The sequence below is a fragment of the Pseudomonas sp. p99-361 genome, assembly GCF_003935475.1.
GTDB lineage: Bacteria > Pseudomonadota > Gammaproteobacteria > Pseudomonadales > Pseudomonadaceae > Aquipseudomonas > Aquipseudomonas juntendi.
The window spans coordinates 1-24,158 of the sequence record NZ_RHQO01000006.1; the positions used below are offsets into that span (position 1 = coordinate 1).

General features: G+C 64.3%; 20 protein-coding genes. 12 read left to right on the forward strand and 8 right to left on the reverse strand.

Annotated features, from left to right (window positions below; translation table 11 throughout):
* Positions 1 to 202: 202 nt before the first annotated feature.
* Positions 203 to 877, reverse strand: coding sequence for a ribose-5-phosphate isomerase RpiA (gene rpiA / locus EGJ22_RS04390; RefSeq protein WP_029887812.1), 675 nt, complete (start codon positions 875 to 877; stop codon positions 203 to 205).
* A gap of 133 nt (positions 878 to 1,010) precedes the next feature.
* Between rpiA and ilvA the strand changes: the two genes are divergently transcribed.
* The 4 genes from ilvA to ptsP all read left to right on the forward strand — a co-directional run bounded on the left by ilvA (position 1,011) and on the right by ptsP (position 5,924).
* The gene (gene ilvA / locus EGJ22_RS04395) at positions 1,011 to 2,525 is read left to right on the forward strand and encodes a threonine ammonia-lyase, biosynthetic (protein ID WP_125920150.1); all 1,515 of its coding nucleotides are present in this window, start codon (positions 1,011 to 1,013) and stop codon (positions 2,523 to 2,525) included.
* Between the two features lie 43 nt (positions 2,526 to 2,568).
* Positions 2,569 to 2,994 (forward strand): DUF2269 domain-containing protein, encoded by a 426-nt coding sequence (locus tag EGJ22_RS04400; RefSeq protein WP_064314774.1) that lies wholly within the window; start codon positions 2,569 to 2,571, stop codon positions 2,992 to 2,994.
* Between the two features lie 148 nt (positions 2,995 to 3,142).
* Entirely contained in the window at positions 3,143 to 3,622 is a 480-nt protein-coding gene (locus tag EGJ22_RS04405; protein ID WP_003249017.1) for an RNA pyrophosphohydrolase, read from the forward strand.
* A 22-nt stretch (positions 3,623 to 3,644) separates the two neighbouring features.
* On the forward strand, positions 3,645 to 5,924 hold the full coding sequence (ptsP, locus tag EGJ22_RS04410) for a phosphoenolpyruvate--protein phosphotransferase (protein WP_009685081.1): 2,280 nt from the start codon (positions 3,645 to 3,647) through the stop codon (positions 5,922 to 5,924).
* A gap of 60 nt (positions 5,925 to 5,984) precedes the next feature.
* Here the strand turns inward: ptsP and EGJ22_RS04415 are convergent, their stop codons facing one another.
* Complete coding sequence (locus tag EGJ22_RS04415; protein ID WP_029887262.1) at positions 5,985 to 6,731, reverse strand: NRDE family protein; 747 nt, start codon at positions 6,729 to 6,731, stop codon at positions 5,985 to 5,987.
* Between the two features lie 129 nt (positions 6,732 to 6,860).
* On the opposite strand from EGJ22_RS04415, the gene EGJ22_RS04420 reads away from it, so the two are divergent.
* Genes EGJ22_RS04420 through EGJ22_RS04430 form a run of 3 tightly spaced genes read left to right on the forward strand, consistent with a single transcriptional unit; the run spans position 6,861 to position 9,489 of the window.
* A complete protein-coding gene (locus EGJ22_RS04420) occupies positions 6,861 to 7,643 on the forward strand; it encodes a sulfite exporter TauE/SafE family protein (protein ID WP_029887261.1) in 783 nt (260 codons plus the stop codon).
* 16 nt (positions 7,644 to 7,659) lie between these two features.
* Complete coding sequence (gene lgt, locus EGJ22_RS04425; RefSeq protein WP_009685084.1) at positions 7,660 to 8,466, forward strand: prolipoprotein diacylglyceryl transferase; 807 nt, start codon at positions 7,660 to 7,662, stop codon at positions 8,464 to 8,466.
* Between the two features lie 51 nt (positions 8,467 to 8,517).
* Positions 8,518 to 9,489, forward strand: coding sequence for a thymidylate synthase (locus EGJ22_RS04430; RefSeq protein WP_029887260.1), 972 nt, complete (start codon positions 8,518 to 8,520; stop codon positions 9,487 to 9,489).
* Positions 9,490 to 9,680: 191 nt separating this feature from the next.
* Here EGJ22_RS04430 and cadR read toward each other — a convergent pair whose 3' ends face one another.
* Positions 9,681 to 10,124, reverse strand: a complete 444-nt coding sequence (gene cadR / locus EGJ22_RS04435) for a cadmium resistance transcriptional regulator CadR (protein ID WP_029887259.1) — start codon at positions 10,122 to 10,124, stop codon at positions 9,681 to 9,683.
* Positions 10,125 to 10,206: 82 nt separating this feature from the next.
* On the opposite strand from cadR, the gene EGJ22_RS04440 reads away from it, so the two are divergent.
* Positions 10,207 to 12,435, forward strand: coding sequence for a heavy metal translocating P-type ATPase (locus EGJ22_RS04440; RefSeq protein ID WP_029887258.1), 2,229 nt, complete (start codon positions 10,207 to 10,209; stop codon positions 12,433 to 12,435).
* 44 nt (positions 12,436 to 12,479) lie between these two features.
* On the opposite strand, the gene EGJ22_RS04445 is transcribed toward EGJ22_RS04440, so the two are convergent.
* Positions 12,480 to 13,844 carry a GTPase/DUF3482 domain-containing protein gene (locus tag EGJ22_RS04445; RefSeq protein WP_029887257.1) on the reverse strand — a complete coding sequence of 455 codons (1,365 nt, stop codon included), beginning with the start codon at positions 13,842 to 13,844 and terminating at the stop codon, positions 12,480 to 12,482.
* Complete coding sequence (locus EGJ22_RS04450) at positions 13,837 to 15,228, reverse strand: DUF2868 domain-containing protein (protein WP_029887256.1); 1,392 nt, start codon at positions 15,226 to 15,228, stop codon at positions 13,837 to 13,839. The genes EGJ22_RS04445 and EGJ22_RS04450 overlap by 8 nt, the downstream gene beginning before the upstream one ends.
* Before the next feature lie 54 nt (positions 15,229 to 15,282).
* Here EGJ22_RS04450 and EGJ22_RS04455 point away from each other — a divergent pair, with 54 nt between their 5' ends.
* Positions 15,283 to 15,798: a dihydrofolate reductase gene (locus EGJ22_RS04455; protein ID WP_029887255.1), complete on the forward strand. Its 516-nt coding sequence runs from the start codon at positions 15,283 to 15,285 to the stop codon at positions 15,796 to 15,798.
* A 205-nt stretch (positions 15,799 to 16,003) separates the two neighbouring features.
* Here EGJ22_RS04455 and EGJ22_RS04460 read toward each other — a convergent pair whose 3' ends face one another.
* Positions 16,004 to 17,395: an L-cystine transporter gene (locus EGJ22_RS04460; RefSeq protein ID WP_029887465.1), complete on the reverse strand. Its 1,392-nt coding sequence runs from the start codon at positions 17,393 to 17,395 to the stop codon at positions 16,004 to 16,006.
* Positions 17,396 to 17,639: 244 nt separating this feature from the next.
* On the opposite strand from EGJ22_RS04460, the gene EGJ22_RS04465 reads away from it, so the two are divergent.
* On the forward strand, positions 17,640 to 18,695 hold the full coding sequence (locus EGJ22_RS04465) for a phosphorylcholine phosphatase (RefSeq protein WP_009683364.1): 1,056 nt from the start codon (positions 17,640 to 17,642) through the stop codon (positions 18,693 to 18,695).
* 174 nt (positions 18,696 to 18,869) lie between these two features.
* Here EGJ22_RS04465 and ilvD read toward each other — a convergent pair whose 3' ends face one another.
* Entirely contained in the window at positions 18,870 to 20,711 is a 1,842-nt protein-coding gene (gene ilvD / locus EGJ22_RS04470) for a dihydroxy-acid dehydratase (protein WP_009683363.1), read from the reverse strand.
* A gap of 291 nt (positions 20,712 to 21,002) precedes the next feature.
* Entirely contained in the window at positions 21,003 to 22,199 is a 1,197-nt protein-coding gene (locus EGJ22_RS04475; protein WP_009683362.1) for a class I SAM-dependent rRNA methyltransferase, read from the reverse strand.
* A 178-nt stretch (positions 22,200 to 22,377) separates the two neighbouring features.
* Here EGJ22_RS04475 and EGJ22_RS04480 point away from each other — a divergent pair, with 178 nt between their 5' ends.
* Both EGJ22_RS04480 and mutM read left to right on the forward strand, forming a co-directional pair.
* Complete coding sequence (locus tag EGJ22_RS04480) at positions 22,378 to 23,196, forward strand: HDOD domain-containing protein (protein ID WP_172828440.1); 819 nt, start codon at positions 22,378 to 22,380, stop codon at positions 23,194 to 23,196.
* Between the two features lie 3 nt (positions 23,197 to 23,199).
* Positions 23,200 to 24,012 (forward strand): bifunctional DNA-formamidopyrimidine glycosylase/DNA-(apurinic or apyrimidinic site) lyase, encoded by an 813-nt coding sequence (mutM, locus tag EGJ22_RS04485; protein WP_009683360.1) that lies wholly within the window; start codon positions 23,200 to 23,202, stop codon positions 24,010 to 24,012.
* Positions 24,013 to 24,158 lie beyond the last annotated feature (146 nt).

Consider the following 24,158-nt stretch of genomic DNA (forward strand, 5'->3'; position numbering starts at 1 on the left):
ATCTGGCACAGGGGTTACTGGCCCGAAACAAACGTAGGAGCGAGCGCAGCTCGCGATGCGCCGCGCGGGCGGCGCTCAATCTCACAGGCACTGAAGATGCAGCGGCTACCCTTGCCAGAAACCATAGAATCTCCCACAGATAGCTCGCCAGGCTCCAGGCCAGTGGCGATCGCTGTAGGAGCGGGTTTACCCGCGAAGCGGTTTAATTGGCCGTCAGGGTCTTCACACCTTCGGCAGTACCCAGCAACAGCAGGTCCGCCGGCCGCGCCGCGAACAGGCCGTTGGTCACCACGCCAACAATGGCGTTGATCTGTGCTTCCAGCTCCACCGGGTTGGTGATCTGCAGGTTGTACACATCGAGGATCACGTTGCCGTTGTCGGTCACCACACCCTCGCGGTACACCGGGTCGCCGCCCAGCTTGACCAGTTGGCGGGCCACGTGGCTGCGGGCCATCGGGATCACCTCGACCGGCAGTGGGAAGGCGCCCAGCACCGGCACCAGCTTGCTGGCATCGGCGATGCAGATGAAGGTCTTGGCCACTGCTGCAACGATCTTCTCGCGGGTCAGGGCTGCGCCGCCGCCCTTGATCAGGTTCAGGTGTGCGTCGCTTTCATCGGCGCCGTCCACGTAGAACTCCAGCTCGCTGACGCTGTTCAGTTCGTACACCGCAATACCATGCCCCTTCAGGCGCTGGGCCGTGGCCTCGGAGCTGGCGACGGCACCGTCGAAGGCGGTCTTGTGCTGAGCCAGGGCATCGATGAAGAAGTTGGCGGTCGAACCGGTACCGACGCCGACGACGCTCTTGTCATCCAGCTTGGGCAGAATGAAGTCGACAGCGGCCTGGGCGACGGCCTGTTTGAGTTGGTCCTGGGTCATGCGGGCTCCGGAAGGGGCAGGGCGGTTTCAAAGTTGCCTAGTATAACGGCTCGCACGGCTTTGCTGTGGTCGCCCGACGTAGCGCTGGGGTAGACTTCCAGCCCTTGTCCCGCGGCCCAGTGATGCTTTCCCGATGCTCGAACAGTACGTCAAGAAGATCCTCACCTCGCGCGTCTATGACGTTGCCGTCGAAACCCCGTTGCAGAGCGCCGGGCAACTGAGCAAGCGCCTGGGCAACCAGATTCTGCTCAAGCGCGAAGACCTGCAGCCGGTGTTCTCGTTCAAGATCCGCGGGGCGTACAACAAGCTGGCCCAGCTGCCCCCGGAAGAACTGGCCCGCGGCGTGGTCACTGCCTCGGCCGGCAACCACGCCCAGGGCCTGGCCCTGGCCGCGCGGGAAATGGGCATCAAGGCCACCATCGTGATGCCCAAGACCACCCCGGAGATCAAGGTCGAAGGCGTATGCTCGCGTGGCGGCAAGGTGGTGCTGCATGGCGACTCGTTCCCCGAGGCGCTGGCCTATTCGCTGAAGCTGGTGGATGAAAAGGGCCTGGTCTATGTCCACCCTTACGATGACCCGCACACCATCGCCGGGCAGGGCACCGTGGCCATGGAAATCCTGCGCCAGCACCCTGGCCAGCTGGACGCGATCTTCGTGCCGGTGGGCGGCGGTGGCCTGATCGCCGGTATTGCCGCCTACGTGAAGTACCTGCGCCCGGAAATCAAGGTCATTGGTGTAGAACCGGATGACTCCAACTGCCTGCAGGCGGCCATGGCCGCGGGTGAGCGCGTGGTGCTGCCGCAGGTCGGGCTGTTCGCCGACGGCGTGGCGGTGGCGCAGATCGGCCAGCACACCTTCGATATCTGCCGCCACCATGTGGATGAAGTGGTCACGGTCAGCACCGATGAAATCTGTGCCGCAATCAAGGATATCTACGACGATACCCGCTCGATCACCGAGCCTGCCGGCGCGTTGGGTGTGGCGGGCATCAAGCGTTACGTCGAACTGTACGGCGTGACCGGCCAGACCCTGGTGGCAATCGACTCCGGCGCCAATGTCAATTTCGACCGCTTGCGCCATGTGGCCGAGCGTGCCGAACTGGGTGAAAAGCGCGAGGCGATCATCGCCGTTACCATTCCTGAACGCCCGGGCAGCTTCAAGGCGTTCTGCCAGGCGATTGGCAAACGCCAGATCACCGAGTTCAACTACCGCAAGCACACCTCGGACGAGGCGCATATCTTCGTGGGCGTGCAGACCCACCCGGAAAACGACCCGCGCGCAGCCCTGGTGCAGCATTTGAGCGAGCAGGGCTTCCCGGTAACGGACCTGACCGACAACGAGCTGGCCAAATTGCACATTCGTCATATGGTCGGCGGCCACTCGGCCGGTGCCAGCGATGAAATGGTACTGCGCTTCGAGTTCCCGGAACGGCCAGGGGCGCTGTTCAATTTCCTCGACAAGCTGGGTGGGCGCTGGAATATCTCGATGTTCCACTACCGTAACCACGGCGCGGCAGACGGGCGTGTGGTGGCGGGCCTGCAGGTGCCGGAAGACGAGCGTCACCTGGTGCCAGCGGCACTGGCCAAGATTGGTTACCCCTACTGGGACGAAACCGAGAACCCGGCTTACAAGCTGTTCCTCGGCTGAGCGGCTAAGCTGGGCTGAAGGCCTGCTCAAGGACAACGCACACATGGAACATCTGACCACCCTGAAAACGCTGCACATCATCGCCACTGCACTCCTGCTGCTGGGTGCCCTGGGCCTGGCGGTGTGGACCGTGCGCGCCCGCCGCCAGGGCGATGCGCAGGCCTATGCCAAGCTGGTGCGCCGGCCGCTGGTGTTCGTGTGGCTGGTAATGGTGCTGTGCCTGGTAAGCATGCCGTTCACCGGCTGGTGGCTGGTGCACCTGGTCGGTTGGCCGCTGGGCCAGACCTGGGTGCTGGCGTCCAGCGTCATCTATACGCTTGGTGCGTTTGCCGTGTGGTGGCTGCTGGTGCGGCTGAACCGGCTGCGCAAGGCCGAGCCGGTAGGGTTGCGCTTCACCTTGGCGCTGGCGGTGTTCAGTGGCGTCTGCCTGCTGTCCATCGCCGGGCTGATGGGCGCCAAGCCAGTCTGACGAAGCAGCGGCCAACGCTTGCCTGCATCACCTTGCTTTCACCGAACAAGGAGTTGTCACGTCGCGGCACATAAGCGTGGCGGGCGCGTTGCTGCGCTCGCAAGCTTTGTGGAACAATGCGGTGACATGCGTTTGCGAGGTTGCTGCCGTGATCGACCCGGATGGTTTTCGCCCCAATGTCGGGATCATTCTCACGAATGATGCCGGGCAGGTGCTATGGGCTCGACGGATCAACCAGGATGCCTGGCAATTTCCCCAGGGTGGAATCAACCCTGACGAAACGCCGGAAGATGCCCTGTACCGCGAGCTGAACGAAGAAGTTGGCCTTGAACGCGATGATGTGGAAATTCTTGCCTGCACCCGTGGCTGGTTGCGTTATCGTTTACCGCAGCGCTTGGTGCGGACCCACAGCCAGCCGCTGTGCATCGGCCAGAAGCAGAAGTGGTTCCTGCTGCGCCTGGTCAGCAACGAACAACGGGTAAGAATGGACCTCACCGGCAAGCCGGAGTTCGACGGCTGGCGTTGGGTGAGCTATTGGTACCCGCTGGGCCAGGTTGTGACATTCAAGCGCGAGGTATACCGGCGCGCCCTGAAAGAGCTAGCACCGCGTCTTCTGACGCGCGACTGACGACGGAGTTCGACCCCGAGCCATGCTCAATACGCTGCGCAAGATCGTCCAGGAAGTAAACTCCGCCAAAGATCTCAAGTCGGCGTTGGGGATCATTGTCTTGCGCGTCAAGGAGGCCATGGGCAGCCAAGTCTGCTCGGTGTACCTGCTTGATCCGGAAACCAATCGCTTCGTGCTGATGGCCACCGAAGGCCTGAACAAACGCTCCATCGGCAAGGTCAGCATGGCGCCCAACGAAGGCCTGGTCGGCCTGGTCGGTACCCGCGAAGAGCCGCTGAACCTGGAAAACGCCGCCGACCACCCGCGTTACCGCTACTTTGCAGAAACTGGCGAAGAGCGATTCGCCTCGTTCCTGGGTGCACCGATCATTCACCACCGCCGCGTGGTCGGGGTACTGGTCATCCAGCAGAAGGAGCGTCGCCAGTTCGACGAGGGCGAAGAAGCGTTCCTGGTCACCATGAGCGCCCAGCTTGCCGGGGTTATCGCCCACGCCGAGGCCACCGGCTCGATCCGTGGCCTGGGCCGGCAGGGCAAGGGCATCCAGGAAGCGCGTTTCGTTGGCGTGCCTGGCTCGCCAGGCGCTGCCGTAGGGCGTGCCGTGGTCATGTTGCCGCCTGCCGACCTCGAAGTGGTGCCCGACAAGGCCGTCGATGACATCGACGCCGAGCTCAAGCTGTTCGAAAACGCCCTTGAAGGCGTGCGCGAAGACATGCGCAAACTGTCGGCCAAACTGGCGACGCAACTGCGCCCGGAAGAGCGCGCCCTGTTCGATGTGTACCTGATGATGCTCGAAGACGCAGCGCTGGGCGGCGAGGTGACCGCGGTCATCAAGACCGGCCAGTGGGCCCAGGGCGCCCTGCGCCAGGTGGTCGGCGAGCACGTCAACCGTTTCGAGCTGATGGACGACGACTACCTGCGCGAGCGTGCCTCCGACGTGAAGGACCTGGGCCGGCGTTTGCTGGCCTACCTGCAAGAGGCCCGCTCGCAGTCGCTGGTCTACGCCGACAACACCATCCTGGTCAGTGAAGAGCTGACCCCGGCAATGCTCGGCGAAGTGCCGGAAGGCAAGCTGGTCGGCCTGGTGTCGGTACTGGGGTCGGGCAACTCCCACGTTGCCATCCTGGCCCGTGCCATGGGTATCCCCACGGTAATGGGCCTGGTCGACCTGCCTTACTCCAAGGTCGACGGCATCGAGCTGATCGTCGACGGTTACAAGGGCGAGGTGTTCACCAACCCGAGCGAAGTGCTGCGCAAGCAGTACAGCGACGTGGTCGAGGAAGAGCGCCAGTTGGCCCAGGGCCTGGATGCCCTGCGCGAGCTGCCCTGCATCACCCCTGACGGCCACCGCATGCCGTTGTGGGTCAATACCGGCCTGCTGGCCGATGTGGCCCGGGCCCAGCAACGCGGTGCCGAAGGGGTGGGCCTGTACCGCACCGAAGTGCCGTTCATGATCAACCAGCGCTTCCCCAGCGAAAAAGAGCAGCTGGCCATCTACCGTGAGCAGTTGGCGGCCTTCCACCCACTGCCGGTGACCATGCGCACCCTCGACATTGGTGGCGACAAGGCGCTGTCGTATTTCCCGATCAAAGAAGACAACCCGTTCCTCGGCTGGCGCGGCATCCGTGTGACCCTCGACCACCCGGAAATCTTCCTGGTGCAGACCCGCGCCATGCTCAAAGCCAGCGAGGGCCTGAACAACCTGCGCATCCTGCTGCCGATGATTTCCGGTATTCACGAGCTGGAAGAGGCGCTGCACCTGATTCACCGGGCCTGGGGCGAGGTGCGCGACGAAGGCACCGACGTGCCGATGCCGCCGGTTGGCGTCATGGTGGAGATCCCTGCGGCGGTGTACCAGACCAAGGAGTTGGCGCGGCAGGTGGATTTCCTGTCGGTCGGTTCCAACGACCTTACCCAGTACCTGCTGGCCGTGGACCGCAACAACCCACGGGTCGCCGACCTGTACGACTACTTGCACCCGGCGGTGCTGCAGGCGCTGAACACCGTGGTGCGTGATGCCCATGGCGAGGGCAAACCGGTCAGCATCTGCGGCGAGATGGCGGGTGACCCCGCGGCAGCGATCCTGTTGATGGCGATGGGTTTCGACAGCCTTTCGATGAACGCCACCAACCTGCCCAAGGTGAAGTGGATGCTGCGCCAGGTGAACATGGGCAAGGCCAAGGAGCTGCTGGTCGAAGCCTTGAGCCACGACAACCCGCAAGTTATCCACAGCTCGTTGCAGCTGGCGCTGAAAAACCTGGGGCTGGCGCGGATGATCGGGCCTGGGGCCAATAAAACCCTGTAAGGGGGGGGTTGCCTGTTCGGGCCTCTTCGCGGGCACGCCCGCTCCCACGAAAGGCGCTGTTCAGACCGACAGCTCAACCTCCCCCAGGTGCCCACCAAGCGGCCCGAAACTGCGCTCGATCAGGCGCCTTCTGCCCTGATCATCCATAATCAGCACAGTACTCGCGCGTGTCCCATAACTCTGGCTGGCAATAAACACACTCGACAGCAGCTTCTCGGTCGCCATTCCCACGCCTGTGTCTGGTAGCTCACCGTCAGTTGCAGGCTCGCCATCGGCCAGCAGCGCCAGCAACTGTGGCGGCTCCGGCCTTTCCAGCAAGCTCTGCAGCCCGCTTCGGGCCTTTACCAGTTTCGGCCATGGGGTATCCAGCCCGGCATTGGACAGCCCGTACACCCCGGCTTCCAGCAGGCGCGGCGCCACGTCTGGGCCATGCAGGTAACCCAGCTGGCGCCCATCACCCACCAGCAGGTTGAACCCCGAATACTGCCCGCTACGGCTGGCCACCTCGTCCAGGTAAGCCTCAACCCCCAGCTCACCCCGTAGATACCCCGCCACCAACTCGCCGCGCGAGCGGGGGCCCTGCGCCTGCCGCGGGTCACGGATATTGGTCAGCGCCGCAAAGCGCCCCTGTGGGCCCACGCCCAGCCAGGTGCCACCGGCCTCCAGGTCCCGCCCGGCATGCACCCCGGGCGCATCCTCCCAGGCCGCCAGGGCCTGGGCAGGGCGGGCGTAGAATTCATCGCGGTTGGCCGCGACGATCAGCGGCAGGGCGTGCCCCGGCCGCCAGGCGAATACGATCAGGCACATCGGTCAGGCCTCTGTGTTTTCTGCCACTGTACCCACAGCTGCGGGCAGGATCCATCCTGACACAGACTTCACTAGAGCCTCGAACCCGGCTTCCGTTACCATGCCGGATTGATTTCTCGGGGATGCCGAATGGAATTCGTGCTCTATCTGCTGTTGGGCGCCTGTGCCGGCGTGCTGGCGGGGCTGTTCGGCGTGGGCGGCGGCATCATCATCGTGCCGGTGCTGGTGTTCAGCTTCAGCCTGCAGGGTTTCGACGCCTCGGTACTGACCCACCTGGCGGTGGGTACGTCGTTGGCGACCATCGTGTTCACCTCGATCAACGCCGTGCTCGAACACCACCGCAAGGGCGCGGTGCAATGGCCGATATTCGCCTGGATGACCCTGGGCATCCTCCTGGGGGCCGGTGTCGGCGCCAAGACCGCCTCGCTGATCCAGGGCCCGCTCCTGCAAAAGATCATTGGTGTCTTCGCCCTGGTCATCGCCGCGCAAATGGCCCTGGACCTCAAGCCCAAGGCCAGCCATGGTGTGCCTGGCAAGCCTGTGCTGGTCGGCGCGGGTGGGGTGATCGGTTGGGCCTCGGCCATTTTCGGCATTGGGGGTGGCTCGCTGACCGTGCCTTTCCTGACCTCGCGCAGCCTGCCCATGCAACAGGCAGTGGCCACATCCTCTGCCTGCGGCCTGCCGATCGCCATGGCCAGTGCCTTGAGCTTCATGCTGCTAGGTTGGCATGAGCAGCACCTGCCGCCCCACAGCCTGGGTTACGTGTACCTGCCAGCGCTGGTCGGCATTGCCGTGACCAGCATGTTTTTCGCCCGCTTTGGCGCGCGCCTGGCGCACAAGCTGTCGCCGCGCCTGTTGAAACGCCTGTTCGCAGCCCTGCTGTTCTGTGTTGGCCTCAGCTTTTTGATTTGAATCGAGAGGAAGTTCCATGCTGCCTTACCCGCAGATAGACCCCGTGGCCGTGGCCATTGGCCCGCTGAAAATTCACTGGTACGGCCTGATGTACCTGATCGGCATCGGTGGCGCCTGGTTGCTGGCCTCGCGTCGGCTGAACCGTTTCGACCCGACCTGGACCCGTGAAAAGCTCTCCGACCTGGTGTTCTGGCTGTCGATGGGGGTAATCGTCGGTGGCCGCCTGGGCTACGTGCTGTTCTACGACCTGCACGCCTACCTGGCCAACCCGACCTTGATCTTCGAGGTGTGGAAGGGTGGCATGTCGTTCCACGGCGGCTTCATTGGGGTGATGCTGGCAGCCCTGTGGTTCGGCAAGCGCAACAACAAGTCGTTCTTCGAGCTGATGGACTTTGTCGCGCCGCTGGTGCCGATCGGGCTGGGCGCCGGGCGTATCGGCAACTTCATCAACGCCGAATTGTGGGGCAAGCCGACCGACGTGCCGTGGGCGATGATCTTCCCGCCCTTCAGCGACCCCGCGCAACTGCCGCGCCACCCGTCGCAGCTCTATCAATTTGCGCTGGAAGGCGTGGCTCTGTTCGTGATCCTCTGGCTGTTCTCGCGCAAGCCGCGGCCGACCATGGCCGTGTCCGGCATGTTCGCGCTGTTCTATGGCATTTTCCGTTTCATCGTCGAGTTCGTTCGCGTACCGGACGCCCAGCTGGGCTATCTGGCGTGGGGCTGGCTGACCATGGGTCAGATTCTCTGCGTGCCGATGATCCTTGCTGGCCTCGGCCTGATCTGGTGGGCTTATAATCGCAAGCCCACGGCGAATCCCGCCTGATTAATCCCACGGCAGGGGCGATCCCCCTGCCGTATCTGCTACAGGTAAGCCATGAAACAGTATCTGGACCTGGTCCGCGACGTTATCGAAAACGGCACGCTGCAGGGCAACCGCACCGGCATCCGCACCATCAGCCTGCCGGGTGCGATGCTGCGTTTCGACCTGCAGAAGGGCTTCCCGGCCATTACCACGCGCAAGCTGGCGTTCAAGTCGGCGATCGGCGAGATGGTCGGCTTCCTGCGCGGCGTGAAGAACGCCGGTGAGTTCCGCGAGCTGGGCTGCAAGGTGTGGGACCAGAATGCCAACGAAAACGCCCAGTGGTTGGCCAACCCGTTCCGCCAGGGCCATGATGACCTGGGTGAAATCTATGGCGTGCAATGGCGCCAGTGGCCTGGCTACAAGCGCATCCCGCTGGGCAACCCTGCCGCTATCGCCATGGCCGAGCAGGCGGGCTTCCGCCGCATTGCCCAGGACGAGGAAGACGGTGTCGCCTTCGTCATCCTGTACAAGGCTATCGATCAGGTGCGCCAGTGCCTGGACACCATCGCCAACGACCCGGGCAGCCGGCGCATCCTGTTCCACGGCTGGAACTGCGCGCAGCTCGACGAGATGGCGCTGCCGCCGTGCCACCTGCTGTACCAGTTCCATCCGAATGTCGAGACCAGGGAAATTTCCCTGACGCTTTACATCCGTTCCAACGACCTGGGCCTGGGGACGCCGTTCAACCTTACCGAAGGTGCGGCGCTGCTGGCCCTGTTCGGCCGCCTGACCGGGTACACCCCGCGCTGGTTCACCTACTTCATCGGCGATGCCCACGTGTATGAAAACCACCTGGACATGCTCAACGAGCAGCTCAAGCGCGAGCCGCTGGAAGCGCCGAAGCTGGTGATCAGTGACCGGGTGCCGGCGTTTGCCGAAACGGGCAAGTACGAGCCCGAGTGGCTGGAGAAGATCGAGCCGAGTGATTTCTGGCTGGAAGGCTATGAGCACCATGCGCCGATGACAGCGCCGATGGCGGTGTAGGTCCTGGGATGGCCGGGGGCGCTTTGCGCCCCTTTCGCGACACAAGGCCGCTCCTACATCTGCAGCGTGAGCTTGAAGCCAGCACCCTAACCTGTGGGAGCGGGCGTGCCCGCGAAGCAGGCGACGCGGTGGCTGGCACCGGCTTTGCCGGTGTTCGCGGCTGAAGCCGCTCCCACGGGAGATCGTGTTCCTCAATGCCCGTGGCTGCGCCCCACGTGCGAATGCTCGGTTTCCGGCACCGTTACCGCACCATTCGTCTCCAGTTGCTGCAAGATCGCGCATTCTGCCCCCTGTGCGCTGCAGCGCCGGCGCAGTTCTATCAACTGCGCCTGCAACGCTACCAGCCCGTCGATGCGCGCCTGCACATGCTCGATATGCTCGTCGATCAGCGCGTTGACGCTGCCGCACGCGTCAGCCGGGCTGTCGCGCAGGCTTAGCAGGCTGCGGATTTCATCGAGGGTCATGTCCAGCGTGCGGCAATTGCGGATGAACGTCAGCCGCTCGACATGCGCCTGGGTGTAGAGGCGGTAGTTGCCGTCGCTGCGCGCAGGTGCGGGCAGCAGGTTTTCCCGCTCGTAGTAGCGGATGGTTTCCACCGCGCAGTCAGTGGCTTTGGCCAGTTCACCGATCTTCATTACCAAATTCCCCGCTAATGGCTTGACCCTATAGTGGCTACAGGGTGTTCACTTGGCAACAGGCTCACTTTAAGGACCCCCCATGAACCAGCCTGTCAGCCACGAACACAAGCACGGTCACCACCACGATCATGCCCATGGGCACAGCTGCTGCAGTGCCGAAGCTGCGCCGGCGCTGGTGCAGTTGAGCGAGCAGGCCAGTGGCCACGCGCACCTCAGCCGCTTCCGCATCGATGCCATGGACTGCCCCACCGAGCAGACCTTGATCCAGGACAAGCTCGGCAAGCTGGCTGGCGTCGAGCAATTGGAATTCAACCTGATCAACCGCGTGCTTGGCGTGCGCCACACCCTGGGTGGTACCGCCGAAATCGAGCGGGCTATCGACAGCCTGGGCATGAAAGCCGAGCCGCTGGGCGCCGAAGACGACGGCAGCGCCAGCGCATCGGCACCGGCGAAAACCCGTTGGTGGCCACTGGCGTTGGCGGGTACTGCGGCAATCGCCGCGGAAATCGTGCACTTTTCTGCGCTTGCGCCGGAGTGGGTGGTGGCCGCGCTGGCACTCGCAGCCATACTCGGCTGCGGTCTGGGCACCTATAAAAAGGGCTGGATCGCCCTGAAAAACCGCAACCTCAACATCAACGCCCTGATGAGCATCGCCGTCACGGGTGCGGTATTGATCGGGCAGTGGCCGGAGGCAGCCATGGTGATGGTGCTGTTCACCATCGCCGAGCTGATCGAGGCCCGCTCGCTGGACCGTGCGCGCAATGCCATCAGCGGCCTGATGCAACTGACGCCGGACATGGCGACGGTGCAGCAAGCCGATGGCCAGTGGCGTGAGGTGCCAGTGCGTGAGGTAGCCATCGGTGCACAGGTGCGGGTGCGCCCTGGCGAGCGCATTGGCCTGGACGGTGAAGTGACCAGTGGGCAATCCAGCGTCGATCAGGCGCCGATCACCGGCGAAAGCCTGCCCGTGGAGAAGGCGGTCGGCGACAAGTTGTTTGCCGGCACCATCAACCAGGCAGGGGCGCTGGAGTTCCGCGTGACCGCTGCTGCCGGGCAGTCGACCCTGGCCCGGATCATCAAGGCTGTGGAGCAGGCGCAAGGGGCACGGGCGCCGACCCAGCGCTTCGTCGACCGCTTCTCGCGCATCTACACGCCGGTGGTGTTCGCCATCGCCTTGGCCGTGGCGGTGGTGCCGCCGCTGTTCATGGCCGGTGCCTGGTTCGACTGGGTGTACCGCGCCTTGGTGCTGCTGGTGGTGGCGTGCCCGTGCGCCCTGGTGATCTCCACCCCGGTGACCATCGTCAGTGGCCTGGCCGCCGCTGCGCGCAAGGGTATTCTGGTCAAGGGGGGCATCTACCTGGAAGGCGGCCGCCACCTGGACTTCCTGGCCCTGGACAAGACCGGCACCATCACCCATGGCAAACCTGCCCAGACCGACGCCGAGGTGCTGGCGCCGCTGTTCGAAGGCCGCGCCCAGGCCTTGGCCGCCAGCCTGGGCGAGCGTTCGGACCACCCGGTGTCGCGAGCCATCGCCCAGTTCGGCAGGCAGCAAGGCCTGGCCTTGAGCGAGGTAGACGACTTTGCCGCCCTGGCCGGGCGGGGCGTGCGTGGCACCATCGACGGCCAGGTCTACCACTTGGGCAATCACCGCCTGGTCGAGGAACTGGGGCTGTGTTCGCCCGAGTTGGAGGCCCGCCTGGATGGGCTGGAGCGCCAGGGCAAGACCGTGGTCCTGCTACTCGACCCCAGCGGCCCGCTGGCGCTGTTTGCAGTGGCCGACACGGTCAAGGAAAGCAGCCGTCAGGCGATTGCCGAACTGCATGAGCTGGGCATCAAGACGGTGATGCTGACCGGTGACAACCCGCACACCGCCCAGGCCATTGCCGCCGTGGTAGGCATCGACCGCGCCGAGGGCAACCTGCTGCCGGCCGACAAACTGCAAAGCATTGAAGCCTTGTACGCCCAGGGCCACCGGGTGGGTATGGTCGGTGACGGCATCAACGATGCGCCGGCACTGGCCCGTGCCGAGATCGGTTTCGCTATGGCCGCGGCCGGCACCGATACCGCCATCGAAACCGCCGATGTGGCGCTGATGGACGATGACTTGCGGAAAATCCCGGCCTTCGTTCGGTTGTCGCGGCAAAGCGGGGCGATCCTGCTGCAGAACATCGTTCTGGCGCTGGGCATCAAGGCCATATTCCTGGCGATCACCTTTGCCGGCATGGCCACCCTGTGGATGGCGGTATTTGCCGACATGGGCGTGAGCCTTCTGGTGGTGTTCAACGGTTTGCGCCTGCTGCGCAAATAAGGGCCTGCCTGGTGCGTATGGGGCGGTTCAGGCTCGCCGCCCGTTCAGAACTGAGACACCAGCGCCTCCAGCTGTTCCTGGCGCTCGGCCTGGTTCAGCTTCGCCCCCGGGTTCAGGGTGGACCACTGTGGATGCGCCCGCGCCCTGACCAGTGCCTCTGGCAGCTTGCCCTCACGCCAGGCCTTTTCATCCAGTTCACCCAGCCTGATGCTGTCCTGCGCTGCATGCCCGCGGCTGTCCAGGGCCACCATCAACTGCTGCTGACGCAAGGCCAGCAAGCGCAACACCGTATCGTCCACGGTCAACTCGCGCTTGCCCTTGAGTTTGCCCAGCAAGCGCGCGCCATAGTTGCGCGCCGTCTGCAACGCACCGCCGGCCAGCGCCCCGGCCAGTGCCGCTGCCCCCAGGGTAAGCCCGCCAACCAGCAAGTCGACCCCGGCACCTGCCGCTGCGCCGGCGGCTACGCCGCTGCCCAGGCGTACGCCCAGCAGCTTCAAGGTTTCGGGGTTGAACAGGTCATCGCCCCAGCGCCCATCCAGCAGCGGCAGGTCGCTGGCGTGGGCATCGTCGCGGCGGAAGGCATACAGCTTGAGCAGGGCTTCGACACACCGTTGCTCACGCTGACGAATATCCTGGCGCAGCGCTTCGATGGCCCGGGCTTCGGCCGCCGGTTCGGCATCGACGCTGCGCCGGCAGGCAGCGCAGTCCAGCAGCAGTTCGGCAATCAGGCGCTTGCCGCTGTGCTGGCGGGCCAGGCGTTGGGCCTGCTGGTCGTCGATCAGCCGTTGCAAGGCCGGGCGGGCGCTTTCCAGCAGCAGGGCCAGGCTTTCGTACAGGCGGCGTTCGCCGTCCTCGGGTGGGGCTACGCTGTCGAACCGTACCAACGCGTGAAGGCCAAGCCGGGCAAGGGCTTCGCGCCATTGCGCCTCGCGGTGCTGGTGGCTGGCGACAAAGTTGAGCACCGGCAACAGTGGCTTGCCGCAACTGGCCAGCACCTCCAGTTCGTCGCGGTACTTGGCCAGCACTGGCTCGCGGGCATCGATCACATACAAGCCGGCGTCGCTGGCCAGCAACTGGCGCAGCACCTTGGCTTCCTGCTCGAAACGCTGGCGCGCTTCGCTGCCTTGCAGGAACCGCTCGAGGCGGGCAGGGCCGTCCAGGCGCTCGCCCGGGCGCTCCAGCCGCTCTAGGTAGTCGAGCAAGGCGATGGCGTCCTCCAACCCTGGCGTGTCGTAAAGCTCCAGTAACGGTTCGCCGTCCACCGACAGCCGCGCGCCTTCGACATGGCGAGTGGTGCTGGGGCGGTGGGACACCTCGCCGAAGCCCACGTCGCGGGTCAGGGTGCGCAGCAGCGAGGTCTTGCCAACGTTGGTGTGGCCGACCACGGCCAATTTCAGCGGCTCAGTCATGGCCATGCTCCAGCCAGGTCAGCGGTGAGGTGTCGGCATAGGGCAGGCCCAGCCGCTCAAGGGCTTCATGCCAGTCGCCCAGGCGCCGAGCGTCCAGCGCCTGGCCGGGTGCTGCCTGCAGCAGCCAGACCCTCGTGGCGCCAGCATTGCGTGCCAGGTCGGCGAGCAGCGCCAGGCTACCGCGGTCGGGCGAGCGGCGCGGGTCACAGGCGATGGCCAGGCGTGCCGGCGGAAAGCGGCTGAGTTGCTCGAGCAGGCGGTTGCGCGACTCGCGGCTGTCGAGCACACCGGCATCGGTCACGCTTGGGGGCAGGCGGGGTGGCCAGGGCCGCTGGTCGTCCAGTTCCAGGCCCACCAGCAGGGCGCCGCTGCTGGCGCTTTGCAACTGCTCGGCGGCGAACCCTGGCAACGCCTCGGGGGCCGCGTCCTGCACGCCGATGCGCTCGCTGCGCGGCATCAGCGCTTCGCGCAGTTGGGCGTAACCCGGCAGGCTCAGGTCCAGGGTCAGGCGCTGACGGCCCTGGCGCCAGCGCCACAGGCACAATCCGGCCAGCAGCACGCGGGGCAACAGGCCATATACCAGCACCACGCCGAGCAGCCAGCTGGCCCAGGCCTGGCGCGCCACGTCGAGGGCCGGCTGGCTGTCGCCACTGGCGCGGATCATGGCCTCGTCGGGCACGGCAAAGCCCAGCAGCGAAGGCAGCGCGCCCAGCGCCTGGGTGAGTTGGATGAACGGGTCGGCGGCGAGCAGGGTGGTTTCCCACACGAAGCCATAGCGACGGGTGGCCAGTAGAGCCAGCAGCATGCCCAGCGCGCAGAGCATCGCCAGCAGCCACAGGCTGTGTACCAGCAGGCCTAGCAGCCAGCGGTTGAGGCGCTGGCGCTGCAGCAGTACCAGCAGTGCCGGGCCCAGGTGCGCGGCCTTGGCATCGCGGGCGAAGCGCTCACTCAGCCATAGCCACAAACGGCCCAACCCCGCACCGTGTTCGCCGCTGAGGGCAAAACCAATGGCCCAGCCCAGCAGTGTCAGCAGGTTCAGCCCCAGCAGGCTGCCCAACGCCCAGAAGACGTTGACCGGGCGCTGGCCGTCGCCAAGCGCCGCCAGGGCCAGGCCGGCGCCGCTGAGCACGGCTAGCAGCAGCAGGGCCAGCACCGCCAGGCGTGCGCCCTGCTTCCAGTGGCGCAGGGCCGTGGCCATGCCGTCGCGTTCGGCCAGGAACAGCGCCCGGCTTTCGATGCGCGCCGCCAAGTCGCCGCCGCGCTGGCGCGCATGACGGTTGGCTGCCTGGTCTTCCAGCAGGCCGGCGTGTTCTTCGCGCAGGCGGACCGCTTCGGTCAGCCAGCGTTTGTCCAGTGGAGTCGGTGCGGTCACAAGGTCTTCCATTGCACAGGTCAGGGCAGAAGCATAACCCACACGCCCGGTGCTATCCTCGCTGGCATGAATACATCACTCCCCCTCAGCCTGATCGCGGCTCACGCCGAGAACCGTGTGATCGGCATCGACAATTCCATGCCCTGGCATCTGCCGGGGGACTTCAAGTACTTCAAGGCCACCACCCTGGGCAAGCCGATCATCATGGGGCGCAAGACCTGGGACTCACTGGGCCGGCCGCTGCCCGGGCGGTTGAATATCGTGGTCAGCCGGCAGCCTGGGCTGCAGCTGCAGGGCGCCGAAGTCTTCGGTTCGCTGGAACAGGCGCTGGTGCGGGCCGAACAGTGGGCGCGAGAAAAAGGCGTCGATGAGCTGATGCTGATTGGCGGGGCGCAGCTCTATGGGCAGGCGCTGGAGAAAGGGCTGGTCAGCCGGATGTACCTGACGCGGGTGGAATTGGCGCCAGAGGGGGATGCCTGGTTTCCCGAGTTCGACCAGGGGCAGTGGAAGCTGGTGTCGAGCGAGGCACAGGGTGAAGAAGGCAAGCCTGGGTATCACTTCGAGGTTTGGGACAGGGTTTGAGATTTCTGGGGGCCGCTTGGCGGCCCATCGCCGGCAAGCCAGCTCCCACAGGGATCGCATCAGGGCTGACAGGTGGTCGCCACAAGATATGCAGTGCCTGTGAGATCGAGCGCCGCGCGGGCGGCGCTCGATCTCACAGGCGCCGCATATCTTGTGGCAAACACCTGTCAGCCCTGATGCAATCCCTGTGGGCCCCGGCAATCTGTCAGGTATGGCTCAGCTCGGCATGTTCATCGTCGGCCAGCACGTCCTTGTCGGTCTCTTTCAGCAACTGGCTGGTGACCACCCCGGCAGTCATCGAGCCATTCACGTTCAACGCTGTACGGCCCATGTCGATCAGCGGCTCGACCGAAATCAGCAACGCCACCAGTTCCACCGGCAAGCCCATGGCCGGCAACACGATCAGCGCGGCGAAGGTGGCGCCGCCGCCCACGCCGGCAACCCCTGCCGAACTCAGCGTGACGATGGCCACCAGGGTGGCGATCCACAGCGGGTCGAAGGTATCGATGCCTACCGCAGGCGCGACCATGACCGCCAGCATGGCGGGGTAGAGCCCCGCACAGCCGTTCTGGCCGATGGTGGTGCCGAACGAGGCGCTGAAGCTGGCAATCGACTGCGGCACGCCCAGGCGGCGGGTTTGCGCTTCGATGTTCAGCGGAATGCTGGCTGCGCTGGAGCGGCTGGTGAAGGCGAAGGTGAGCACCGGCCACACCTTGCGGAAGAAACGCAGCGGGCTGACGCCGGTGGCGGCGAGAATGATGCCGTGAACCACGAACATCAGCGCCAGGCCCAGGTAGGACACCACCACGAAGCTGCCCAGCTTGAGGATGTCTTCCATGTTCGAACTGGCTACCACCTTGGTCATCAGGGCCAGCACGCCATATGGGGTCAGTTTCATCACCACCCGCACCAGGCGCATGACCCAGGCTTGCAGGGTGTCGATGGCCGACAGCGCACGTGCGCCTTTCTCGGCGTCGTCCTTGATCAGTTGCAGGGCCGCCAGGCCGACGAACACGGCAAAAATCACCACGCTGATGATCGACGTCGGCTTGGCCCGCGCCAGGTCGCCTACCGGGTTGCTGGGAATGAACGACAACAGCAACTGCGGGATATTGAGGTCGGCGACCTTGCCTGCATAGTCGCTGTGGATGACCTGCATGCGGGCGCTTTCCTGGGCGCCGGCCACCAGGCCCTCGGCGCTGAGGCCGAACAGGTTGGTCAGCACGATGCCGATCAACGCGGCAATGGCCGTGGTCAGCAGCAGGGTGCCGATGCTCAGCACGCTGATACGGCCCAGCGACGAGGCGTTGTGCAGGCGCGCGACGGCACTGAGGATCGAGGCGAAGATCAGCGGCATGACGATCATCTGCAACAGGCCCACATAGCCATTGCCGACCAGGTCGAGCCAGGCGATGGTGGCCTTGAGCACCGGGTGACCGGCGCCATACACGGTGTGCAGGGCCAGGCCGAAGAGTACCCCCAGCGCCAGGCCCAGCAAGACCTTCTTGGCCAGGCTCCAGTCGGTGCGGCGGGTTTGTGCCAGGCCCAGCAACAGGGCCAGGAATGCCAGCAGGTTGAGTGACAGCGGCAGGTTCATTGAAGCTCCAGCAGAGAAAGCAAAGGGTGGCATCGCGTCTGTGAGCGATTGCGAACTGAAATGCTAACAGCCTGAAAACAAACGACTTTATACCCAAATGGAATGTGCATAGTCGTTTATGGAATAACGCCATGTCGCAAATTGCAATGAACACGGCGTTTACTGCTGCCTGAAGGTCGGTGTGGACTGCCGCCCATCGGTCGGGTTGCACTAGCGTTGGCAGATCATTTCAGGAGATTCGTACATGAAAGTCGCCGTGAAAGCTGCCGCTATCGGCTTGTCCCTGCTGTTCAGTATCGAAACCTTCGCCACCGAGCTCAAGCACTGGCCTGCCGATGCAGCCAGGCAGCTCGACAGCATGATCGCTGCCAATGCCAACAAAGGTAACTATGCGGTGTTCGACATGGACAACACCAGTTACCGCTATGACCTGGAAGAAGCCTTGCTGCCGTTCATGGAAAACAAAGGCTTGCTGAGCCGTGACAAGCTTGACCCGTCGCTGAAGCTGATACCGTTCAAGGACACCGCCGAGCACAAGGAAAGCCTGTTCAGCTACTACTACCGGTTGTGCGAAATCGACGACATGGTGTGCTACCCGTGGGTCGCCCAGGTGTTTTCCGGCTTCACCCTCAAGGAGTTGAAGGTGCAGGTGGACGAACTGATGGCTTCGACCCAGCCGATTCCCAGCACCTATTACGATGGCGACCAGGTGAAGGCGATCGACGTGCAGCCGCCCAAGGTATTCAAGGGCCAGGCCGAGCTGTACAACAAGCTGATGGAAAACGGCATCGAGGTCTATGTGGTTTCGGCCGCCTCTGAAGAGTTGGTGCGCATGGTCGCTTCGGACCCCAAATACGGCTACAACGTGAAGCCGCAGAATGTGATTGGCGTGAGCCTGCTGCTCAAGGACCGCGCCAATGGCCAGTTGACCACCGCGCGCAAGCAGATCAGTGCCGGGCACTACGACGCCAAAGCCAACGAAGGGCTGGAACTGACCCCGTACCTGTGGACCCCGGCCACCTGGATGGCGGGCAAGCAGGCGGCGATCCTGACTTACATCGATGAGTGGAAGAAGCCGGTGCTGGTGGGCGGCGACACGCCAACCAGTGATGGCTACATGCAGTTTCATGGGGTAGACGTCGGCAAGGGCGGTATCCACCTGTGGATCAACCGCAAGGCCAAGTACATGGACCAGTTGAACGGCATGATTGCCAAGCAGGCGGCGGCGCAGGCCAAGGAAGGGTTGCCGGTGACGGCGGACAAGAACTGGGTGATCGTGACGCCGGAGCAGATCCAGTAAGGCTTGTGTAGAGTGGGCCGGCCTTTTCGCGGGCTCGCCCGCTCCCACTTGCATTGCATGACTTTCAGATGCTGTGCGGTCCCTGTGGGAGCGGGCGAGCTCGCGAACAGGCCGGTGCAGGCATAAAAAAACCGGCGCACAGTGCGCCGGTTTTCCTTTCATGCTTTCGAAGCCTTACAGCCCTTCGAGCATCGCCTTGTTACGCACAGCACCCTTGTCGGCACTGGTCGCCAGCAACGCATAAGCCTTCAGTGCGGTGGTCACCTTGCGCGGGCGGACTTCAGCCGGTTTCCAGCCTTTCTTGTCCTGCTCTACACGGCGCGCAGCCAGCTCTTCATCACTGACCAGCAGGTTGATCGAACGGTTGGGAATGTCGATCAGTACCTTGTCACCGTCGCGCACCAGGCCGATGGCGCCGCCTGCAGCAGCCTCCGGCGAGGCGTGGCCGATGGAAAGCCCCGAGGTGCCACCCGAGAAGCGGCCATCGGTCAGCAGGGCGCAGGCCTTGCCCAGGCCTTTGGACTTCAGGTACGAGGTCGGGTAGAGCATTTCCTGCATGCCCGGGCCGCCTTTCGGGCCTTCGTAGCGGATGATCACGATGTCGCCGGCCTTCACTTCGTCGGCGAGGATGCCGCGCACGGCACTGTCCTGGCTTTCGAAGATCTTCGCGGTACCCTCGAACACGTGGATCGACTCGTCGACACCGGCGGTCTTCACCACGCAACCATCCAGCGCGATGTTGCCGTACAGCACGGCCAGGCCGCCTTCTTGCGAATAGGCGTGCTCAAAGCTGCGGATACAGCCGTTCTCGCGGTCGTCGTCCAGGGTTTCCCAGCGGGTCGACTGGCTGAACGCGGTCTGGGTCGGAATCCCGGCTGGGCCGGCCTTGAAGAAGGTGTGCACGGCTTCGTCGTCAGTCTGGGTGATGTCCCATTTGGCGATGGCTTCTTCCATGCTGCGGCTGTGCACGGTCGGCAGGTCGGTGTGCAGCAGGCCGCCACGCGCCAGCGAGCCGAGGATGCTGAAGATGCCGCCAGCGCGGTGCACGTCTTCCATGTGGTACTTCTGGATGTTGGGCGCCACTTTGCACAGCTGCGGCACTTTGCGCGACAGGCGGTCGATGTCGCGCAGGTCGAAGGCCACCTCGCCTTCCTGGGCCGCGGCCAGCAGGTGCAGGATGGTATTGGTCGAGCCGCCCATGGCGATGTCGAGCATCATGGCGTTCTCGAACGCCTTGAAGTTGGCGATGCTGCGTGGCAGTACCGACTCGTCGTTTTCGCCGTAGTAGCGTTTGCACAGTTCGACGATGGTGCGCCCGGCCGTCAGGAACAGCTGCTCGCGGTCCGAGTGGGTGGCCAGGGTCGAGCCGTTGCCCGGCAGGGCCAGGCCCAGGGCTTCGGTCAGGCAGTTCATCGAGTTGGCGGTGAACATGCCGGAGCACGAACCGCAGGTCGGGCAGGCGCTGCGCTCGTACTCGGCGACTTTCTCGTCGGATGCGCTGGAGTCGGCGGCGATGACCATGGCGTCGACCAGGTCCAGGCCGTGGCTGGCCAGCTTGGTCTTGCCGGCTTCCATCGGGCCGCCCGAGACGAAGATCACCGGGATGTTCAGGCGCAGGGCGGCCATCAGCATGCCGGGGGTGATCTTGTCGCAGTTGGAGATGCACACGATGGCATCGGCGCAGTGGGCGTTGACCATGTATTCCACGGCGTCGGCAATGATCTCGCGGCTGGGCAGCGAGTACAGCATGCCGTCGTGGCCCATGGCGATGCCGTCGTCGACCGCGATGGTGTTGAATTCCTTGGCCACGCCACCGGCGCGTTCGATTTCGCGGGCGACCAGCTGGCCCAAGTCCTTCAGGTGCACGTGGCCCGGGACGAACTGGGTGAACGAGTTGGCGATGGCGATGATCGGTTTCTTGAAGTCTTCGTCCTTCATGCCGGTGGCGCGCCACAGGGCACGGGCGCCGGCCATGTTGCGGCCCTGGGTGGAAGTCTTGGAACGATAATCAGGCATGAAACACTCCTGGCGGCTTAATCAGGTCACAAAAAGGGGAGTGAGCTTCTCTTGTCCTTTGTACCGCAGGCCGGTTGCCACTGGCACGGATGAGGCCGAAGACTGCGCGGGATCGCCGCGGGCTTGACCAGAGCTCATAAACCCGCCGGGGATGACTGGCGATGAATAGGCCGATTCTACACCCCTGGCGCGGCGAGGGAATGCTTCAGATACAAGTGGCTAGCTACAAGCTACAAGCTACAAGCTACAAGACAGAGCCGACTTGGCGCGCTTGCAGCTTGCAGCTTGCCGCTAGCTGTTGGGCAGCAACCGGCAGGTGATGCTCTTGATGTAGCGGGTTTCGGCAATGGCCGGGTGCACCGGGTGGTCGGGGCCCTGGCCGCCGCGCTCGAGCAGCTGCAGGTTGCGGTCCAGGTGGCGGGCGCTGGTCAGCAGGATGTTGTGCAGGTCGTCCTCGGGCAGGTGCATGGAGCACGAGGCGCTGACCAGGATGCCGTCCTTGCTCAGCATGCGCATGGCCTGTTCGTTCAGCCGGCGGTAGGCCGCCTCGCCGTTTTTCAGGTCTTTCTTGCGCTTGATGAACGCGGGTGGGTCGGCAATGATCACGTCGAAGCGTTCTTCGGCAGCCTTCAGTTCGCGCAGGGCTTCGAACACATCGCCTTCGATGCAGGTCAGCTTTTCGCCGATGCCGTTCAGCGCCGCGTTACGCTCCACGCCATCCAGGGCAAAGCCCGAGGCATCGACGCAGAACACTTCGCTGGCGCCGAAAGCACCTGCCTGCACGCCCCAGCCACCGATGTAGCTGAACAGGTCGAGCACACGCTTGCCCTTGACGTACGGCGCCAGGCGCGCACGGTTCATGCGGTGGTCGTAGAACCAGCCGGTCTTCTGGCCTTCACGCACCGGGGCTTCGAACTTGACGCCGTTCTCTTCCAGCGGCACCCAGTCCGGCACCTCGCCGTAGACGGTCTCCACATAGCGCTGCAAGCCTTCGGCGTCACGGGCGGCGGAATCGTTCTTGAACAGAATGCCGCTTGGTTTGAGTACTTGCACCAGGGCAGCGATCACGTCGTCCTTGTGCGCTTCCATGGTGGCCGAGGCCAGCTGAACCACGAGGATGTCGAAGAAGCGGTCGACCACCAGCCCTGGCAGCAGGTCGGAATCGCCATAGACCAGGCGGTAGCACGGCTGGTCGAACAGGCGCTCGCGCAGCGACAGGGCGACATTGAGGCGGTGCACCAGCAGCGACTTGTCCAGCGGCAGCTTGATGTCGCGCGACAGCAGGCGTGCGCAGATCAGGTTGTTCGGGCTGAGTGCGACGATGCCCAACGGTTTGCCGTTGGCCGCCTCGAGAATGGCCTGCTGGCCGGCCTGGAAGCCTTGCAGTGGGGTCGCGCTGACATCGACTTCGTTGCTGTAGACCCACAGGTGGCCGGCGCGCAGGCGGCGGTCGGCATTGGCTTTGAGGCGAAGGCTGGGCAGGGACATGACGTCGCTCCGGGAAAAAAGAGCGGGATTATACCCTGTTGGCCGGCACTTCGGTTCGAGGTACGACAAAGCGCCGGCACGGCCAACTGGGTTAGAATCCACCGTCCTAAACGAGTGTGCACGTATGTCCCAAGAACTCAGCGCCGAACAGATCCAGCAAGCCTTGCAAGGCATCACCATCCCGCCGCAACCGCAGATCATGGTTGACCTGCAGTTCGAGCAGTACATGCCTGACCCGGACCTGGAAACCATCGCCAAGTTGATTTCCCAGGACCCAGGGCTGTCCGGCGCCTTGCTCAAGCTGGTCAATTCGCCGCATTTTGGCCTGTCCAACAAGATCGGTTCGATCCAGCGTGCGGTGAACCTGCTGGGCAGCCGTTCGATCATCAACCTGATCAACGCCCAGTCGATCAAAGGCGAGATGAGCGACGAGACCATCGTTACCCTCAACCGCTTCTGGGATACCGCCCAGGACGTGGCGATGACCTGCCTGACCCTGGCCAAGCGCACCGGTATCCAGCCCGCGGACGAGGCCTACACCCTGGGCCTGTTCCACGACTGTGGCGTGCCGTTGATGCTCAAGCGCTTCCCCAGCTACATGGAGGTGCTGGAAGAAGCCTATGCCAAGGCCGGCGGCGAAACGCGGGTGGTGGATACCGAAAACCGCGCCTTCAATACCAACCATTCGGTGGTCGGCTACTTCACCGCCAAGTCCTGGCGCCTGCCGGAGCACCTCACTGCCGCCATCGCCAACCACCACAATGCCCTGGCAGTGTTCCGCGACGACACCGCGCGCAACACCCAGAGCCAGCTGAAAAACCTGCTGGCGGTGCTGAAGATGGCCGAGCATATCTGTGCCTCCTACCGGGTGCTGGGCAACCAGGCAGTCGACCACGAATGGCGTGTGGTCGGCCCGCTGGTGCTCGATTACATTGGCCTGTCGGATTACGATTTCGAAAACCTCAAGCAGAACATTCGTGAGTTGGGCGGGCACTGACACATGCCGGAATTACCCGAAGTAGAAACCACCCGGCGCGGTATTGCGCCGCACCTGGAAGGCCAGCGCGTCAGCCGCGTGGTGGTGCGTGACCGGCGCTTGCGCTGGCCCATTCCCGAAGACCTCGATGTGCGCCTGTCGGGGCAGCGCATCGTCACTGTCGAACGGCGCGCCAAGTACCTCCTGATCAATGCCGAAGTCGGCACCCTGATCAGCCATCTGGGCATGTCGGGCAACTTGCGCCTGGTCGAGCAGGGCTTGCCGGCGGCCAAGCATGAGCATGTCGATATCGAGCTGGAGTCGGGGCTGATGCTGCGCTACACCGACCCTCGCCGTTTTGGTGCCATGCTCTGGAGCCAGGACCCGTTGCGCCACGAGCTGCTGCTGCGCCTGGGGCCGGAGCCGTTGACCGACCTGTTCGACGGCGAGCGGCTGTTCCAGCTGTCCCGTGGGCGCTCGATGGCGGTCAAGCCGTTCATCATGGATAACGCGGTGGTGGTGGGGGTGGGCAACATCTACGCCAGCGAGGCGCTATTCGCTGCCGGCATCGATCCACGCCGTGCGGCCGGGGGGATTTCCCGGGCGCGTTACCTGAAGCTGGCGATCGAGATCAAGCGGGTACTGGCGGCGGCGATCGAGCAGGGCGGTACCACCTTGCGCGATTTCATCGGCGGTGACGGGCAGCCGGGGTACTTCCAGCAGACCCTGTTCGTGTACGGGCGGGCCGGGCAGCCGTGCAAGGTATGCGGTACGGAGCTGCGCGAAGTGAAGCTGGGGCAGCGTGCGAGCGTGTTCTGCCCACGCTGCCAGCGCTGAGGCTACAGGTGATTGCCGTCCTGTAGGAGCGGCCTTGTGTCGCGATGGGGTGCGAAGCGCCCCCAAAATTTCAGCGTCTGCACAGAAACTTCGGCTTTAGCGCGGAAACCGCCGGGGCCGCTGTGCGGCCCATCGCGACGCAAGGC